The organism is Pseudomonas sp. W5-01, assembly GCF_046540435.1.
GTDB lineage: Bacteria > Pseudomonadota > Gammaproteobacteria > Pseudomonadales > Pseudomonadaceae > Aquipseudomonas > Aquipseudomonas graminis_B.
Genome location: NZ_JAXCIP010000001.1, coordinates 418,669 through 434,061, shown reverse-complemented (window position 1 = coordinate 434,061; position 15,393 = coordinate 418,669). Strand labels below are relative to the sequence as shown.

Genomic DNA, 15,393 nt, shown 5'->3' with positions numbered 1-15,393 from the left:
TTGTCGCCCAGACTAGAGGAACGCGGTTCAGCAAATCCAACCGTCAGTTGGCAACGGCCGTTCGCGAAACGCGAAGGCTTAGCGGTCCTGGCTGTGCAGGTGCTCGAACAGCAACTGGCTGACCGGCGACAGCGCCGCGGTGTCGCGGACCACCAGAATCAGTGTGCGCCGGGCCCAGGCATCGCTCAGGCCCACGGCCTTGAGGCCCAGGGACGGGCCGAGCAGGTCGAACGCCTTGCGCGGCAGCACGCCGATGCCCATGTCGGCCTGGACCATCCGGCACATGGCGTCGAAGCCCGGCACATGGATGCGCACCCGCAGCGGTCGGCCGTGAGCGCGCGCAGCGTTCTGGGTGCGCATGTTGATGGAGCTGGCGGCGTGCAGACCGATGTAGTCGCTGCCGAGGGTGTCTTCGAAGGCCACCTGCTGCAGCCCGGCGAGCGGGTGATCGTCACGCATCACGACGACCAGTTCGTCGCGGCGATAGGGTGCGCTGTGGAGCCCCTGAACATCGGTGTCTTCAGAGCAGATGCCGATGTCCGCGACACCGTCGACCAAGCCCTGCACGACGCCGTTGCTGGGCCGCTCTTCAAGATCGACTTTGACCAGCTCATGGCTGGCGACAAAGGCGTGCAGGTCTTCCGGCAAGAACTGAATGATGGCCGAGAGGTTGGCCAGCATGCGCACATAACCGCGCATGCCCTGGAGGTGCTCGTCGAGTTCAAGGCCCATTTTTTCCAGATCGGAGAGCATGCGCCGGGCGTGGTGCAGCATCGTCTCGCCGGCGGCCGTCAACAGCATGCCTTTGGCATTGCGCAGGAACAGGCCGATGCCGAGCACTTCTTCCAGCTCCATCAGCCGCTTGCTGGCGGCCGACACGGCAATCGCCTCGCGCGCCGCCGCCCGGGTCAGCGTGCCTTCTTCGTACACCGCCACGAACAGCTTCAGGGTGATCAGGTCGAGACGACGGATGAGGTTTTTGTGGAGCATGGGACGTACTCGATCAAGGTCCGGCCGAAAGAATACACGGGTTGGCGAGCGGGCATGGCTGAAGCCGGTGCTACTGGATGCGCGCGTCGTCTGTGGGACTGGCTTTAGCCGGGAAGTGGCCAGCACGTTCGCCATCCATTTTGCGGTGTGACGTCCGACGCCTTCGCGGCTAAAACCAGTCCTACCAGGGATCCGTGGTGTGCCAGTAGTAATCCACTATCAAGCTGAACCGATTCAGGTCGATATACCGGTGATTTCTATTTTTATGGACAGCCCCGACATGAACCTCAGACGCCTCAACATCGCTCCCCGCTCCCTGATCTGCTTCGGCTTTTTCGCCGTGTTGATCTCCGCCGTCGGACTGTTCTCACTGATGCAATCGTCCAAGCTCAAAGATGCCCGGGACGCACTGCAGGACAACGTACTCCCCACCCTCCTCGCCATCGCCGATATCAAAAATGATCTGCTGACCATCCGCCTCGGCAACACCAGCCTGCGCGCTGCGCAGAGCGCCGCCAGCACCGACTCGGCCATGAAACGCGTCAGCCAGGGCCGCGCTGACCTCGAGCGCGATACCAAACGCCTGAAAACCCTCTTGATCAGTGAGCGTGGTTTGAGTGCCTACGCGCAGATGGAGCGCGACATGCAGGCCTACCTCGCCGTGCACGCGCGCTTTCTCGACGCCGTGGCGCAGAAGCGTGATGACGTTGTCGCCTCGCTGACCGAGCCGTCCGGGGAACAGACCCGCGCGGCAGACGCACTCGCCAAGGACATCGCGACCATCGCCGACCTCGGCAACCAGAAAATGCAGGACTCAAATGTCGCGGCAAATGAAAGTTACGCCCAGGCCCGCGAGGTCATCATCGCCGCCATCGTGGTCGCGCTGGTCGCCACCCTTGCCCTGGCGGCACTGTTCACCCGCAGCCTGGTTGCGCCGATCGCCAAAGCCCTGGCCGTCGCGGAAAACATCGCTGCCAATGACCTGAGCAAGCCGATTCAAGTGGACGGTTCCGACGAGCCGGGCCGCCTGCTGCAAGCACTGTCGGTGATGCAGCAGAACCTGCGCCACACGCTTTCGGAGCTGGGCCACTCGTCCAATCAGCTGGCGTCGACCTCGGAAGAAATGACCGCGGTGACCGAAGAATCCCTGCGCGGGGTTCAGCGTCAGAACGACGAAATCAATCAGGCCGCCACGGCCATCAATCAGATGAGCGCGGCGGTGGAAGAAGTCGCCCACAACGCCTCCCTGGCCTCGACAGCCGCGCGGGATTCCAGCGACTCGGCGGAACAGGGCCGCCTGCGGGTCAACGAAACCATTTCGGCGATCAACGCGCTGCACGACTCGGTCGGCAGCACAGCGGACGAGATCAATGGGCTGGCCGGCCAGGTGCAGAACATCAGCGGCGTGCTGGACGTGATTCGCGGCATCGCCGATCAGACCAACCTGCTCGCCCTCAACGCGGCCATCGAAGCCGCCCGTGCAGGCGAAGCCGGACGCGGTTTCGCGGTGGTGGCCGACGAAGTCCGCGCCTTGGCGCACCGCACCCAGCAGTCCACCGCCGAGATCGAAAAGATGATCGACTCGATTCAGGGCGGCACCCACAAGGCGGTCACCGCCATGGGTCAGAGCAGCGAGCGCGCCCGGGTCAGCCTGGACGTCGCCGGTGCCGCCGGTCGTGCCCTCGCCGACATCAAAACCGCCATCGTGTTGATCAACGAGCGCAACGTCAGCATTGCGACGGCCACGGAACAACAGGCCCAGGTCGCGCGGGAAGTCGATCGCAACCTGACCAGCATCCGCGACCTGTCGCTGCAGACGTCTGCCGGCGCCCATCAGACCTCGGCGGCGAGCAACGAGCTGTCGCAACTGGCGGTGGGCCTGAACGGTCTGGTGATGCAATTCAGAACTTAATGGCACCGACGGAATCGCACCACTGAGCCGCCTGTTTGCGGCATCAGACGATTTCGGAGGTAAAGCATGAAGTTTGTGAAGCTGGGTTCCACGGGACTGGACGTGTCGAGGCTGTGCCTGGGGTGCATGACGTTTGGCGAGCCAGACGCCGGCACGCACCCGTGGACGCTGGATGAGAACGCCAGCCGGCCGATCATCAAGCACGCGGTCGAGCAAGGCATCAACTTCTTCGACACGGCCAACAGCTATTCGGCAGGCACCTCGGAAGTCATCGTCGGCAAGCTGTTGAAAGAATTCACCCGTCGCGAAGAAACCGTCATCGCGACCAAGGTGTTTTTTCCGGCCAACATGTGGGAAGGCTCCAAGCGGCCCAACGAACAGGGCCTGTCGAGGAAAGCCATCATGGCCAACATCGACGCCAGCCTGACGCGGCTGGGCACCGACTACGTTGACCTGTACCAGATTCATCGCTGGGATTATCACACCCCCATCGAAGAAACCATGGAAGCGCTGCATGACGTGGTGCGGGCCGGCAAGGCGCGTTACATCGGCGCGTCGTCGATGTTCGCCTGGCAGTTCGCCAAGGCTCAGCAGGTGGCGACGGCCCATGGCTGGAGCCGCTTTGTGTCGATGCAGAACTACCTGAATCTGGTGTATCGCGAAGAACAGCGCGAGATGATTCCGCTGTGCCTGGATCAGGGCGTCGGGCTGATGCCGTGGAGCCCGATGGCCCGCGGCAGGCTCACCCGGCCCCACGGCCAGCAGACTGAACGCACCAAGACCGACATCTCCGGCCAGTCGTTTTACGAGGCAACGGAAGCCGAAGATGGCCGCGTCATCGATGTGGTCGAGCAGATTGCCGGCGAGCGCGGCGTGCCCATGGCGCAAGTCGCGTTGGCGTGGGTGTTGGCCCAGCGTGGCGTGTCGGCACCGATCGTCGGCGCCTCCAAGCCGGACCATCTGGACGATGCGATCGCGGCATTGGACCTGATGCTCAGCGACGAGGAAGTCAAACGCCTTGAAGCGCCCTACGTTCCCCACGCTGTCACGGGCTTCGCGTGAAGCCCAACGGCAGTTCCGGGCTTGCCACCGGCCGGGCCGTCGTGCTGTTCGACGGCACCTGCAAGCTGTGCAATGGCTGGGCGACCTTCATCATCAGCCAGGACCACGAGCAGCGGCTGACGCTCGCGGCGGTGCAGTCGCCCGAGGGTCAGGCGCTGCTGAAATGGGCGGGGTTGCCCCAGGATCAGTTCAACACCATCGTGCTGGTGGAGAATGACCGTTTTTACGTCCGCTCGGACGCAATGTTCAAGATCCTCGCCCACCTCCCCGCCCGATGGCACTGGCTGCTCGTCGCGCGGGTTTTCCCGAGGGTGCTGCGCGACTGGCTGTACGACAAGATCGCGCTGAACCGCTACAAACTGTTTGGCCGTTATGACGCCTGTCGCTTGCCTGCCGCGGATCATCCCGGCCGTTTCTTGAACCAGAACGCCCTCAACGACCGCTAACTCTTCAGCGGCTGAAATGCCGTCTTCGTGAGCAAGCTCACTCCCACACGTCTTGGGCATGGCTCTAGAGGTCTAGTCAGTCTCATACCGAAAAGTTCCACTATATGGGACAGACAATCACATATTGAGATCTCGGGGTATGTCGTCTATGGTGAAACCTCTCCGCTCCTCATAGCCACTATAAAAACAACAGGAAGTCCCATGCCCACGCCATCTCTGGATTCGGGCCTGCACGCCAGCACCATGAAGCGCCTCAACCTCAAGTTGATCCCCTTCCTGATGCTGCTGTACATGGTCGCGTACATCGACAAGTCGAACATTTCCGTCGCCGCGTTGCAGATGAATGCCGAGCTGGGCCTGACCGCTCGCATGTATGGCATCGGCGTAGGCCTGTTCTTTCTGACGTACATCCTTCTTGAAGTCCCCAGTAGCGTCATCCTCACGCGGGTCGGCGCGCGGCGCTGGATTGCGCGGATCATGATCACCTGGGGCATCGTCGCGGCGGGCATGGCGTTTGTGCAGAGCGCCAATCAGCTGTACGGCATGCGCCTGTTGCTGGGCGCTGCGGAGGCCGGTTTCACGCCGGGGATCATTTACTACCTGTCGCAGTGGTACCCGAAGACCGATCGGGCCAAAGCCATGTCGTTCTTCTACATTGGCGCCGCGCTGGCGTCGGTGATCGGCCTGCCGCTGTCGGGCGCGTTTCTGCACCTGGACGGGTATTTCGGTGTGAGTGGCTGGCGCTGGCTGTTTCTGCTGGAGGGCCTGCCGGCGGTGATCCTCGGGATTGTCGTGTTGCGCTACCTGCCTGACTCGCCGCAGACCACCCACTGGCTGCAAGACGATCAGAAAGACTGGCTGAGCCGCACCATCGCGGCCGAGCAAGCGAACTCGCCGATCTCCCACCACGCCGCCTGGCAGACCGCATTCCGCAGCCGTCAGGTCTGGCTGCTGAGCCTGTTCTGGCTGTTGCAGGCGTTCGGCACCATCGGCATCACGCTGTTCCTGCCGCTGATCGTCAAATCGGTGTCCGGCCAGGAATCGTTCACCGTCAGCGTCATGTCCGCGCTGCCCTTCCTGTTCGCCTGCGTGTTCATGTACTTCAATGGCACCCATTCCGACCGCAAGGGCGAGCGCGGCTGGCACTTGGCGCTGCCGCTGATGGCCGCCGGGGTGCTGCTGGCGCTGGCGGTGTGGACCAGCAACCCGTGGCTGGCGTACGCCTTGCTGGTGCTGGCGGTCGGTCTGAACTGGGCCGCCACGCCGGTGTTCTGGGCGACCACCACCGAATACCTGTCGGGCGCTGCGGCCGCGGCGTCCATCGCACTGATCAACTCCATCGCCAACATCGCCGGCCTTGGCCTGCCGCCCGTCATGGGCTGGATAAAGGACGCCACGCAAAGCTACGACTACGCCCTGCTGCTGGTCTCTGCAGCCTTGTTGGCCGGCGGTGTGCTGGGACTGTTCCTGGCCCGTTCGCCCCGTGCCGCACCTGTCACCGCCCGCGCAACTCCCCCCGCTGCTGCTCCTGTCCCAAGAGGTTTAAATGAAGCCAAGGCTCCTTAAAATCGCCCGCTTGCCGGCCATGCTCGATGACGCGCTGAACGCGACCTACGACGTGGTGGACGCCGATCAAAACGGCACCGGCGTCGGCGAATCGACCGCCGACATCCGCGCCATGGTCGCCAATGGCGAATCCACGGTCAGCCGTCAGTTGATCGCCAGCCTCCCTGCGCTGGAAGTCATCGTTGTGTTTGGCGTGGGCTACGACGGCGTTGATGTGTCGGCGGCGCGGGAGCGTGGCATCCGCGTCACCCACACCCCCGACGTGCTCACCGAAGACGTCGCCGATTTCGCCATGGCCTTGATGCTGGGCATCGCCCGCAACCTGCGGGTGGCCGACCGTTTCACCCGCTCGGGCGCCTGGGCAAATGGCCCCATCGCATTCAGCCGCAAGGTCAGCCGGGCGCGCCTGGGCATCATTGGCCTCGGTCGCATTGGCGCCGCCATCGCCCGCCGCGCCCAAGGCTTCGATATGTCGATCGCCTACACCGGGCGGCGGCCTCAGGACGTCGGGGTCACGTACTACCCGTCAGCCCTCGAACTGGCCGCTGCGGTGGATTTTCTCGTCGTCGCGGTCGGCGGCGGCGCCAGCACCCATCATCTGGTGGACGCCAAGGTGCTGGAGGCGCTGGGCCCCAAGGGCTATCTGATCAACGTCGGCCGTGGCAGCGTGGTCGATGAAACCGCCCTCGCCCGGGTCCTCGCCGAGGGTCGTCTGGCCGGCGCGGCGCTGGACGTCTACGAAGACGAGCCGCACCCCATCGCTGCGCTTCTGAATTTGGATAACACCTTACTCACCCCGCACATGGCCAGCGCCACCTGGGACACCCGGCAGGCGATGTCCGATCTGGTCATGGCCAACCTCCACGCCTGGCACAGCGGCGCAGACTTGCCCACGCCCGTGCCGGAATAAGCCGATGCTGCCTGCGCCTGGCTGAATGAAAGAACCGAGTCGCAGAAGACGGAATTCGTTGCCTGTTGGCAGTGAGGATTTGGAGGTATGGTGTGGCTTTCCCCTGCCAAGGAAGATCCATGGCCACGCACCCCTCCAGCCACGCTCAAAAGCACCTCGCCGTTCTCATTGATGCGGACAACGCCCCCGCCGCCATCGTCGAAGGTCTGTTCGAAGAAATCGCCAAATATGGCGTCGCCAGCGTCAAGCGCATCTACGGCGACTGGACCGGGCCGCAGCTCGGCGGCTGGAAGAAGGTCCTGCTGGATCATTCAATCCAGCCCATCCAGCAATTCGCCTACACCAAAGGCAAGAACGCCACCGACAGCTCGCTGATCATCGACGCCATGGACCTGCTGTACACGCGGCGCTTCGACGGCTTTTGCCTGGTCTCCAGTGACAGCGACTTCACCCGCCTGGCCTCGCGACTGCGCGAAGAAGGCCTGACCGTGATTGGCTTCGGAGAAGAGAAAACGCCCCGGCCGTTCGTGGCGGCCTGCGACAAATTCATCTACATCGAACTGCTCCGCGAAGAGGTCATCGCTGCCGCCAGCACAGAGCAGACGCTCGGTGCCCCCGCGCAGTCAGACGTGGCAAAACCCGTTGCGGTCGAGGCACCGAAACGACCCAAAGCGCCCATCAGTTTCATCGCGAAAATCCTCGACGACATCGCCGACGAAGACGGCTGGGTGCAGCTCGGCGCCCTCGGCACCAACATCACCAAGCTGCGACCGGAATTCGACCCGCGCACCCATGGGTACAGAAAGCTCAGCGACCTGATCAAGGGCTACCCGCAAGCCTTCGAGCTGCAGGCCAGACCCGCGTCCAGTGGCACGGCGGTGATGTACGTCCGGCACAGACAAAACGGTAAATAACCCATCAGCCTGTTTCATTTATGGAGCCCTCCATGCCCGTTTTCTCAGTTGACTATCGCTTCAAAGACCAACACCGCACCCATCGCTTCGAGCTGAATCAGCCAGCGTTGTCAGCGTCCGACGCCGCGATGCACCTGCTTGAGCTGCATTTCGGCGACAGCGAAAACAGCCTGATCATGCCCAATGCCGATGCCGAACCGGATGAAATCATCGAACAGGCCAGCCAGCTCGGGCTGACGGACATTCGCGTCACCCAGGCGGCGAGCGATGACGTCCGGTAAAACGCGTTGAACCCTGCGGCGGCACCTGCATCCGATCACTACGACTGAACATTTCCCGACTGACAGGTGCCCCATGATCGAGATCAACAGCTACACGACCGTCAAACGCCGAGAGCGCGTGCCCCACGACGTATTCGCTCATTACTGGCGTGACGTCCACGGCCCGCTGTGCTCGCGGCTTCCGGGCCTTGGCTTGTACATCCAGCACCACTTTTCCCGGCAGCAGGATGCGCACCTGTGGCCCCTCGCCGATGGCATCAGCGAGATCCAGGATTACGAACTGGACGGTGGCGTGGAGATCGGTTTCGAGTCCGCCGCTGACCAGAAGCTGTTTCAGGAGGCCAGCCCGATTCTGTTCTCGGACGAGCAGAACATGTTCGACGAAACCCTGGCCTACGCCCTGCCTGACGGCTCGCTGACCCTGACCAACGCGCTGGCGGATGAGCGGTTCAACGGCACCGACACCTTTGACCGGATTCACATCCACTTCAGCCCGCGGGAGACCCTGGCGCAGCTGCACGCGTACCTGAAGTCAGACCTGGGGCCGCTGCTGGCGGCGGCCGACGACGTGGTCAAGGTTTGTCTGCACCTGTGCGACCCCTTCGAAAACGACGGCCAGCACCCACCTGCGCCCAACGTCGCGCACTTCGCCAACCCGGCGCGTGCCGAATTGGCCGTGCTGGAAATCGCGTTCACCTCGCCACTGGCGCGTCGTCGTTTCTTCCAGAGCGACGTGTTCCAGAACACCCTGCCTGAACAGTCGAAGCACATCGCCCAGCTCAAGACGTTCGCCGTCTCGGGGCTCTACACCTACGTGCGCGACAAGTCCCTGACCACCGCCGGACTGCGCGGCAGTCGGGCGGCCGAGTTGATTGAGTACCTCGGCGCGGTGAATCAGGTTCAGCCGGACGTGAAGGCGCTGATGCTCAAAGGCACCCAAGCCAGCTAGCGGTTTCTGTTGGCGGCCGTGGCTCACGGCTGCCGACGTTTCCATGGCCTGTCGGGAAACGCCACCGCCTCTTGATTGATCTGATCCATGCATCAAAGGATGAAAAAATAACGATTATCGTCGTCTGAAAATTGCCACAGAATCTCCAGTTACAAGCGCTTACAAACTCAAAAAAAACGCTGGAGAACAACATGCATCAGCCGCCAAGCCAGACCTCCTCCGGGAAGTCCAGGGCAGGAATGGTCTTCCGGGTCACCTCCGGAAACTTTCTTGAACAGTTCGACTTCTTCCTCTTCGGCTTCTACGCCACCCAGATCGCCTCCGCCTTCTTTCCCGCCAGCAACGAATTCGCCTCGTTGATGATGACCTTCGCTGTGTTCGGTGCAGGCTTCCTGATGCGACCCCTGGGCGCCGTGCTGCTGGGCGCGTACATCGATGATGTCGGCCGCCGTCGCGGCCTGATCGTGACGCTGGCGATCATGGCCAGCGGCACGTTGCTGATTGTCCTGGTGCCGGGTTATGCCACGATCGGCCTCTGGGCACCGGCGCTGGTCTTGCTCGGACGGCTGCTGCAGGGATTCTCCGCCGGCGCAGAGATGGGCGGCGTGTCCGTCTACCTCGCCGAAATGGCAACGCCGGGGCGCAAGGGTTTCTACGCCAGTTGGCAATCGGCCAGTCAGCAGGTGGCCATCGTCGTCGCCGCCGCCCTGGGTTACGGGCTCAATCAATGGCTTGCCCCGGCCGAACTGTCGGCGTGGGGCTGGCGCATTCCGTTTGCCGTCGGCTGCCTGATCATCCCGTTCATTTTCCTGCTGCGCCGCAGCCTTGAAGAAACCGCAGAATTCACCACGCGCAAACACCGCCCGACGATGAAGGAGGTGTTCGCCACCCTCCTCGGCAACGCCAGTGTGGTGATCCTCGGCATGCTGATGGTGGCAATGACGACCACCGCCTTTTACATGATCACCGTGTACGCACCGACCTTCGGCCGCTCGGTGCTGCAGCTCAGCACCAGTGACGCCCTGATCGTGACCCTGCTGGTGGGGGTCTCGAACTTCTTCTGGCTGCCCATCGGCGGCGCCCTGAGTGACCGACTGGGACGCAAGCCGCTGCTGCTGGCGATGTCATTGCTGACGCTGGTCACGGCGTATCCGGCGCTGTCATTCCTGGCCCAGGCGCCGACCTTTGCCCACATGCTCGAAGTGCTGCTGTGGTTCTCGTTTCTCTACGGTATTTACAACGGCGCGATGATTCCGGCGCTCACCGAAATGATGCCCGTCGAGGTGCGCGTCGCGGGTTTCTCCCTCGCCTACAGCCTGGCGACAGCGATCTTCGGTGGCTTCACGCCGGCGGTTTCGACCTGGCTCATTCACCTGACCGGGGACAAGGCAGCGCCGGCTTACTGGATGATCTTCGCCGCCCTGTGCGCCTTTACCGCGACGCTGGTGCTGTACCGCCGTCTCGCCACTCAGTCACTCGCCACTGCTTGAAGGACCCTGTCATGAATTCTTTACTTAAACCCCTCTGCGTTATGGCGCTGACCAGCTGCGCCTACGGCAATCTTGCGCACGCCGAAGAGCTGACCGTCATGACCTCGGGCGGCTTTACTGCGGCCTATCAGCACCTCGGGCCGGAGTACGCCGAACACAGCGGCAACACGCTTAAAACCGTGCTTGGCCCGTCGATGGGTAAAGCGGCGGAAGCCATCCCCAACCGGTTGAGTCGCGGCGAGCACGCGGATGTGGTGATCATGGTGGGCTACGCCCTGGATGACTTGATCAAACAGGGCAAGGTCGACGCCGGCTCGCGTGTGGAACTGGCGGACTCGCGCATCGGCATGGTGGTGAAGGCCGGCGCCGACAAACCGGCCATCGGCACCGATGCCGAGCTGAAACAAACCTTGCTGGCGGCCAAGTCAGTGGCTTATTCAGACAGCGCAAGCGGCGTCTACATCGAGAAAGAGCTGTTCAAGAAGCTTGGCGTTGAGCCGCAGCTGGCGCCCAAAGGCAAAATGATCGAGCGCATTCCGGTGGCCTCCGTCGTGGCCAAGGGTGACTACCAGCTCGGCTTCCAGCAGGTCGCAGAATTGTTGCCGATCCCGGGCGTAACCTTCGTCGGCAAGATTCCGGAAGACGTGCAGTCGGTGACCCGCTATGCCGCCGGCATTCCGAAAAATGCCGATCACCCCGTGGAAGCGAAGGCACTGCTCAAGTTCCTGTCGTCCCCCGACGCGCAGGCCAGCATCCGCGAAACCGGCCTGGACTCAGTCCCGCGGTAACGTCCCGGGCAGCGCGCGAATTCGCTGCTCCAGTTCCAGTGCCGCGGGCGTCAATGTGCGTCCGCGGCGTTTTAGCACCCCCATCTGCCTGACCACCTCCGGCTCCACCAGCCTCACTTTCGCCAGAATCGGGTGGGCGGAGATTGGCATGGCAATGGACGGAACCACCGCAATGCCCAGCCCCGCCTCGACCAGCCCCAGCACCGTGGTCACGTGCCGCGCTTCGCAAACGCTGTTCCTGCCCGGCTGCAATCCGGAAAGCGCGCGATCCAGCACCAGGCGATTGCCCGAAGATTTATCCAGCGTAATGCACTCGTGCTCACACGCCTGAGCCCAGGTGACGGTGTCGAGGGTGGACAGCGGATGGTCGCGGCGGCAGGCAACGACGTAGTGCTCTTCGAGCAGCGGACTGAACTCGATTTCCGGCGCCAGGTTGCCGGTGAAACTCACCCCGAAATCGGCTTCGCCGGACGCCACCGCCGCGCTCACTTCATTGGCCGACACGTCGATCAGTCTGATGTTGATCAGCGGGTATTGCGCGTGAAAGCTGCGGATCGCATGGGGCAGGAAGTAGTACGCCGCAGACGGCACGCAGGCCACGGTCAGGGTGCCCCTGCGGTTGGCGCCGCCATCGCCGATGCTGAGCAGGGCCAGGTCCAGGTCATCCAGTAGCCGTTCGACCTGTGGCAAGAACGCCCGCCCGACGTTGGTCAGCGAGACCTTTCGCGTGGTCCGCTCAAACAGTTTGACCCCCAGGGCGGACTCAAGCTTTTCGATGCGACGGCTCAGCGCCGACTGGGTGATGCGGATGGACTCGGCCGCCCGGCGAAAGCCCTGCTTTTCAACCACCGCGCGAAAAGCCTGGAGGTCATTGAGGTCGAAGTGGATGTTCACGGCATGTCGTCGCTTTGATCGTAGACGGGCATCAATGGTAAAGCGGAACCTGTCGGCGAGCTATCCCGGGGCAAGTCGCGCGGCTCGCCCCGGGCTCGACGGAATGACTTAGTAAAGCGTGTCGGCGATTCGGCCCGGCAGCGCCTGGTCATACGCATCACCGTCGATGGCCGCCTGGGACACCTCTTTGAGAATCTGCCCCGCTGTCGGCAACGCGCTGCGCGGCACCTGCTTTGAGGCATCCCACAGCCCTGCCCTGATCACCGCTCGGCTGCACTGGAAATAGACGCTAGTGACGGTGATGCGCAGCACCGATTTCGGCGGCTTCCCGTCCACGGCAAAACGCTCCAGCAGCTCCGGCGAGATGGAGATCTGCGCCGTGCCGTTGACGCGCAGGGTTTCGCCGACGCCCGGGACGATAAACAGCAGTGCGACGCGCGGGTCTTCGACGATGTTGCGCAGGGTGTCGATGCGGTTGTTGCCGCGCCGGTCCGGCAGATACAGCGTTTTGCTGTCTTCGATGTGTACGAAGCCCGGCTGATCGCCCCGCGGCGAAGCATCCAGGCCGCCTGCACCCGACGAGGCGAGGATCACGAAGGACGCCGCTTCGATGAACGGCCGGTAGACCGGGTGGATGTGGTCGACTTCCTTGACCAGGGACGGCGGCGCGATCGGGCCATACACCGCTTCCAGTGCCTGTACGGTGGTCAGGTATGAGCTGTCTTCAAGGTCCATTGTGGGCTCTCTACAATTTCTTCGTGGCTGGACAGGTTCAGCATGCTGTGACGTTTCATACCCGTTCGGGGCAATAGTGCCAGACGCATGTGGCAGATTGACCGGCGATCTGATTCACTGCCTGCCTTTTCACCGTCCAGCATCTGCACACCGGGTAAACAGGCATGAACCGTCGCAAGAAACTCAACCAGATACTCAAAGCCAACGCAAAAAAGGCAAGTGCCAAACTGGCGCCGAAGAACAAAGACATATACATCAGCAAGGCCGACCGGTTGAAGCTGGCGGCGGAGGCGAATGCTGAAGCCGCTTCAGATCCCACGACCGAATCCGCGCCTGGAGCGGCCAGCCCTTCCGAGCCGGTTTGAACGCCCTCAGTTTGCAGCGCCACTGCCGACGCCTTCCCGTTGTAGGACCGGCTTCAGCCGGGAACAGGCCAGCGGCGACGCCCTCAATTTTGCAGCGTGATTGCCGACGCTTTCCCGGCTAAAGCCGGTCCCACGGAAAGCGCACGGTGTCAGTGGGACCGGCTTCAGCCAGGAAGAGGCCAGTGCGTACGCCATCAATTTTGCAGTGCGACTGCCGACGCCTTCCCGGCTAAAGCCGGTCCCACGGAAAGCGCCGGCTTTAGCCGGGCAGCGTCTTCGATCACCGCCCGTACACGATCGGCATCGGCGGCGGTGACCGGGCTATACACGATCATCGACAGGTCCAGTCGTCCGTCCACCGCAAAATTGGAGTATTCCAGCTCAATGACTCCGTGGGGATCGTGGCGCAGGCGCTTGGTGCCTTCGCCCTGAAGCCTCACGTCGTTGTCCTGCCACAGCGCCGCAAACTCGGGGCTCAGGGTGCACAGTTCTTCAGCCAACTGGGTGACCTCGGAAGCAGCACCGGCGCGGGTCGCGTCCGCCCGAAACGCCGCGACGATGAAACGCGCGACAGCGTTCCAGTCTGCCTGCCGGGCCTGGGCGCGCGGGTTGCAGAACATCAGGCGCAAGATGTTCCGCTGCCCAACCGGCAGCAGGCTGTAGTCGGTGAAGACCGCCGCTGCTGCGGTGTTCCAAGCCAGCACGTCCCACGTCGCCGTCTTGATAAACGCGGGGCTGAACGCCAGGGTATCGAGGACGCGTTGCAGGCGCGGCGTCACCCCGTCAGGCGCGCTGTAGACCACTTCCGGCGGATGGCCGAAGGCGAGCATGAAAGCGTGCTCGCGCTCGGGTGCGGTCATCAACAGACTTTCGGCAATCCGGTTCAGCACTTGGGCGAGGGTGCACCGCCCCGCCCCTGCTCCAGCCACGTGTACCAGGTCGCGCTGATATTGGCGCGCTGCGCGACTTCTTCCCGGCGCAAACCCGGTGTACGTCGTCGGCCGGAAAAACCGAAACTGGCCGGATCCAGACGCGCCCGGCAATCCTTCAGATACGTGCCCAGCAAATGAACAGACGGGTTGGCCATGATGATCCTGTTAGTTCGTATACCCTGATAACGTCACGTCTTTTAAGCGGATAAACGTTACGCGCATCCTGCCGGCTTCAGCAAAAGGAGTTTTCAGCAATGCGCGTATTTCTTACCGGCTCCACAGGTTTTATCGGTTCCCGGGTTGCTCGGGAATTACTCACCGCAGGTCATCAGGTGATGGGGATGACGCGTTCCCAGGCCGGCGCCGACGCACTGCGGGCCATCGGTGCCGAACCCTGTCGCGGCACCCTTGAAGACCTCGCCAGCCTCAGACGGGGCGCTGATCTGTGCGACGCGGTCATTCACACCGCGTTCGATCACGACTTCGCCCACTTCATTGACAACTGCCAGAAAGACGCCTGTGCCATTGCCGCGCTGGGCGAGGCGCTGAACGGCTCGCAACGCCCGCTGCTGATCACTTCGGCGACGCCGATGGGCTCGTCGGCACCGGGCGAGCCTGCCGATGAGGATCATTTCAATCCCGAGCATCCCAACCCCCGGGCCGCCTCGGAACTGGCCGCAGAGGCGCTTTTACAACGCGGCCTCAACGTCGTGGTGATGCGCCTGTCGCAAATCCACGACACGGCCAAACAGGGCCTGGCCACCGAACTCATCAGACACGCGCGGCAGACAGGCGTCTCGGCTTACGTCGATGAAGGTCTGAATCACTGGTCCGCCGCGCACATTTCAGACACTGCCCAGCTGTATCGTCTCGCGCTGGAAAAATACCAGCCCGGCGCTCGCTATCATGCAACCGCCGAAAGCCACATCCCATTCCGCCTCATTGCCCAAACCTTGGGCGAAGGCCTTGGCCTGCCCGTTGCGTCGGTGCCGGCGGACGAGGCGATGGCAAGGTTCGGCTGGCTGTCGAGCTTTGTCGGGCGAGACATGGCGAGCCATAGCAACAAAACCCGCGAACGGTTGGACTGGGTGCCGACCGGGCCGGGGCTGATCGAGGATCTCAAAGGGTGTTTTCAGCAGCGGTGAATGATTCGTGGAGA

Annotated in this window: 15 protein-coding genes and 1 pseudogene; 12 read left to right on the top strand and 4 right to left on the bottom strand. The window is 62.9% G+C overall.

What is annotated here, in order from left to right:
* Window positions 1-78 precede the first annotated feature (78 nt).
* The gene (locus SLW75_RS01775; protein ID WP_192130379.1) at window positions 79-990 is read right to left on the bottom strand and encodes a LysR family transcriptional regulator; all 912 of its coding nucleotides are present in this window, start codon (window positions 988-990) and stop codon (window positions 79-81) included.
* 265 nt (window positions 991-1,255) lie between these two features.
* Between SLW75_RS01775 and SLW75_RS01770 the strand changes: the two genes are divergently transcribed.
* The 10 genes from SLW75_RS01770 (at window position 1,256) to SLW75_RS01725 (ending at window position 11,308) form a co-directional block, all read left to right on the top strand.
* Window positions 1,256-2,902 (top strand): methyl-accepting chemotaxis protein, encoded by a 1,647-nt coding sequence (locus SLW75_RS01770; RefSeq protein ID WP_410933785.1) that lies wholly within the window; start codon window positions 1,256-1,258, stop codon window positions 2,900-2,902.
* Between the two features lie 66 nt (window positions 2,903-2,968).
* On the top strand, window positions 2,969-3,964 hold the full coding sequence (locus SLW75_RS01765; RefSeq protein WP_369319835.1) for an aldo/keto reductase: 996 nt from the start codon (window positions 2,969-2,971) through the stop codon (window positions 3,962-3,964).
* Window positions 3,961-4,410, top strand: a complete 450-nt coding sequence (locus tag SLW75_RS01760; protein WP_369319834.1) for a thiol-disulfide oxidoreductase DCC family protein — start codon at window positions 3,961-3,963, stop codon at window positions 4,408-4,410. The genes SLW75_RS01765 and SLW75_RS01760 overlap by 4 nt, the downstream gene beginning before the upstream one ends.
* A 201-nt stretch (window positions 4,411-4,611) precedes the next feature.
* Complete coding sequence (locus SLW75_RS01755; RefSeq protein ID WP_065988925.1) at window positions 4,612-5,976, top strand: MFS transporter; 1,365 nt, start codon at window positions 4,612-4,614, stop codon at window positions 5,974-5,976.
* Window positions 5,957-6,886 (top strand): 2-hydroxyacid dehydrogenase, encoded by a 930-nt coding sequence (locus SLW75_RS01750; RefSeq protein ID WP_410933352.1) that lies wholly within the window; start codon window positions 5,957-5,959, stop codon window positions 6,884-6,886. The genes SLW75_RS01755 and SLW75_RS01750 overlap by 20 nt, the downstream gene beginning before the upstream one ends.
* Window positions 6,887-7,005: 119 nt before the next feature.
* Window positions 7,006-7,800 (top strand): NYN domain-containing protein, encoded by a 795-nt coding sequence (locus SLW75_RS01745; RefSeq protein ID WP_410933351.1) that lies wholly within the window; start codon window positions 7,006-7,008, stop codon window positions 7,798-7,800.
* Between the two features lie 32 nt (window positions 7,801-7,832).
* Complete coding sequence (locus tag SLW75_RS01740) at window positions 7,833-8,081, top strand: hypothetical protein (protein WP_296310855.1); 249 nt, start codon at window positions 7,833-7,835, stop codon at window positions 8,079-8,081.
* Window positions 8,082-8,154: 73 nt separating this feature from the next.
* Window positions 8,155-9,030 carry a hypothetical protein gene (locus tag SLW75_RS01735; RefSeq protein ID WP_410933350.1) on the top strand — a complete coding sequence of 292 codons (876 nt, stop codon included), beginning with the start codon at window positions 8,155-8,157 and terminating at the stop codon, window positions 9,028-9,030.
* A gap of 191 nt (window positions 9,031-9,221) precedes the next feature.
* Window positions 9,222-10,520 carry an MFS transporter gene (locus SLW75_RS01730; protein WP_296310856.1) on the top strand — a complete coding sequence of 433 codons (1,299 nt, stop codon included), beginning with the start codon at window positions 9,222-9,224 and terminating at the stop codon, window positions 10,518-10,520.
* 41 nt (window positions 10,521-10,561) lie between these two features.
* Window positions 10,562-11,308 carry a substrate-binding domain-containing protein gene (locus SLW75_RS01725; protein WP_410933784.1) on the top strand — a complete coding sequence of 249 codons (747 nt, stop codon included), beginning with the start codon at window positions 10,562-10,564 and terminating at the stop codon, window positions 11,306-11,308.
* On the opposite strand, the gene SLW75_RS01720 is transcribed toward SLW75_RS01725, so the two are convergent.
* Window positions 11,294-12,202 (bottom strand): LysR family transcriptional regulator, encoded by a 909-nt coding sequence (locus SLW75_RS01720; RefSeq protein ID WP_065988918.1) that lies wholly within the window; start codon window positions 12,200-12,202, stop codon window positions 11,294-11,296. The two genes, SLW75_RS01725 and SLW75_RS01720, sit on opposite strands and share 15 nt — an antisense overlap.
* A 108-nt stretch (window positions 12,203-12,310) precedes the next feature.
* Window positions 12,311-12,937 carry a pyridoxamine 5'-phosphate oxidase family protein gene (locus SLW75_RS01715; RefSeq protein ID WP_410933349.1) on the bottom strand — a complete coding sequence of 209 codons (627 nt, stop codon included), beginning with the start codon at window positions 12,935-12,937 and terminating at the stop codon, window positions 12,311-12,313.
* A gap of 164 nt (window positions 12,938-13,101) precedes the next feature.
* Here SLW75_RS01715 and SLW75_RS01710 point away from each other — a divergent pair, with 164 nt between their 5' ends.
* Window positions 13,102-13,302: a DUF2986 domain-containing protein gene (locus SLW75_RS01710; RefSeq protein ID WP_065988916.1), complete on the top strand. Its 201-nt coding sequence runs from the start codon at window positions 13,102-13,104 to the stop codon at window positions 13,300-13,302.
* 194 nt (window positions 13,303-13,496) lie between these two features.
* On the opposite strand, the pseudogene SLW75_RS01705 reads toward SLW75_RS01710, so the two are convergent.
* Window positions 13,497-14,389, bottom strand: a pseudogene (locus SLW75_RS01705) (helix-turn-helix transcriptional regulator).
* 99 nt (window positions 14,390-14,488) lie between these two features.
* Here SLW75_RS01705 and SLW75_RS01700 point away from each other — a divergent pair.
* Window positions 14,489-15,379: an SDR family oxidoreductase gene (locus SLW75_RS01700; protein ID WP_065988914.1), complete on the top strand. Its 891-nt coding sequence runs from the start codon at window positions 14,489-14,491 to the stop codon at window positions 15,377-15,379.
* Window positions 15,380-15,393 lie beyond the last annotated feature (14 nt).

Bases quoted from the DNA above. Each gene is read 5' to 3' on its own strand.
- SLW75_RS01730 (WP_296310856.1), top strand. From the start codon at position 9,222: ATGCATCAGCCGCCAAGCCAGACCTCCTCCGGGAAGTCCAGGGCAGGA.
- SLW75_RS01725 (WP_410933784.1), top strand. From the start codon at position 10,562: ATGGCGCTGACCAGCTGCGCCTACGGCAATCTTGCGCACGCCGAAGAG.
- SLW75_RS01715 (WP_410933349.1), bottom strand. From the start codon at position 12,937: ATGGACCTTGAAGACAGCTCATACCTGACCACCGTACAGGCACTGGAA.
- SLW75_RS01750 (WP_410933352.1), top strand. From the start codon at position 5,957: ATGAAGCCAAGGCTCCTTAAAATCGCCCGCTTGCCGGCCATGCTCGAT.
- SLW75_RS01710 (WP_065988916.1), top strand. From the start codon at position 13,102: ATGAACCGTCGCAAGAAACTCAACCAGATACTCAAAGCCAACGCAAAA.
- SLW75_RS01755 (WP_065988925.1), top strand. From the start codon at position 4,612: ATGCCCACGCCATCTCTGGATTCGGGCCTGCACGCCAGCACCATGAAG.
- SLW75_RS01735 (WP_410933350.1), top strand. From the start codon at position 8,155: ATGATCGAGATCAACAGCTACACGACCGTCAAACGCCGAGAGCGCGTG.
- SLW75_RS01765 (WP_369319835.1), top strand. From the start codon at position 2,969: ATGAAGTTTGTGAAGCTGGGTTCCACGGGACTGGACGTGTCGAGGCTG.
- SLW75_RS01745 (WP_410933351.1), top strand. From the start codon at position 7,006: ATGGCCACGCACCCCTCCAGCCACGCTCAAAAGCACCTCGCCGTTCTC.
- SLW75_RS01775 (WP_192130379.1), bottom strand. From the start codon at position 990: ATGCTCCACAAAAACCTCATCCGTCGTCTCGACCTGATCACCCTGAAG.
- SLW75_RS01770 (WP_410933785.1), top strand. From the start codon at position 1,256: ATGGACAGCCCCGACATGAACCTCAGACGCCTCAACATCGCTCCCCGC.
- SLW75_RS01700 (WP_065988914.1), top strand. From the start codon at position 14,489: ATGCGCGTATTTCTTACCGGCTCCACAGGTTTTATCGGTTCCCGGGTT.
- SLW75_RS01740 (WP_296310855.1), top strand. From the start codon at position 7,833: ATGCCCGTTTTCTCAGTTGACTATCGCTTCAAAGACCAACACCGCACC.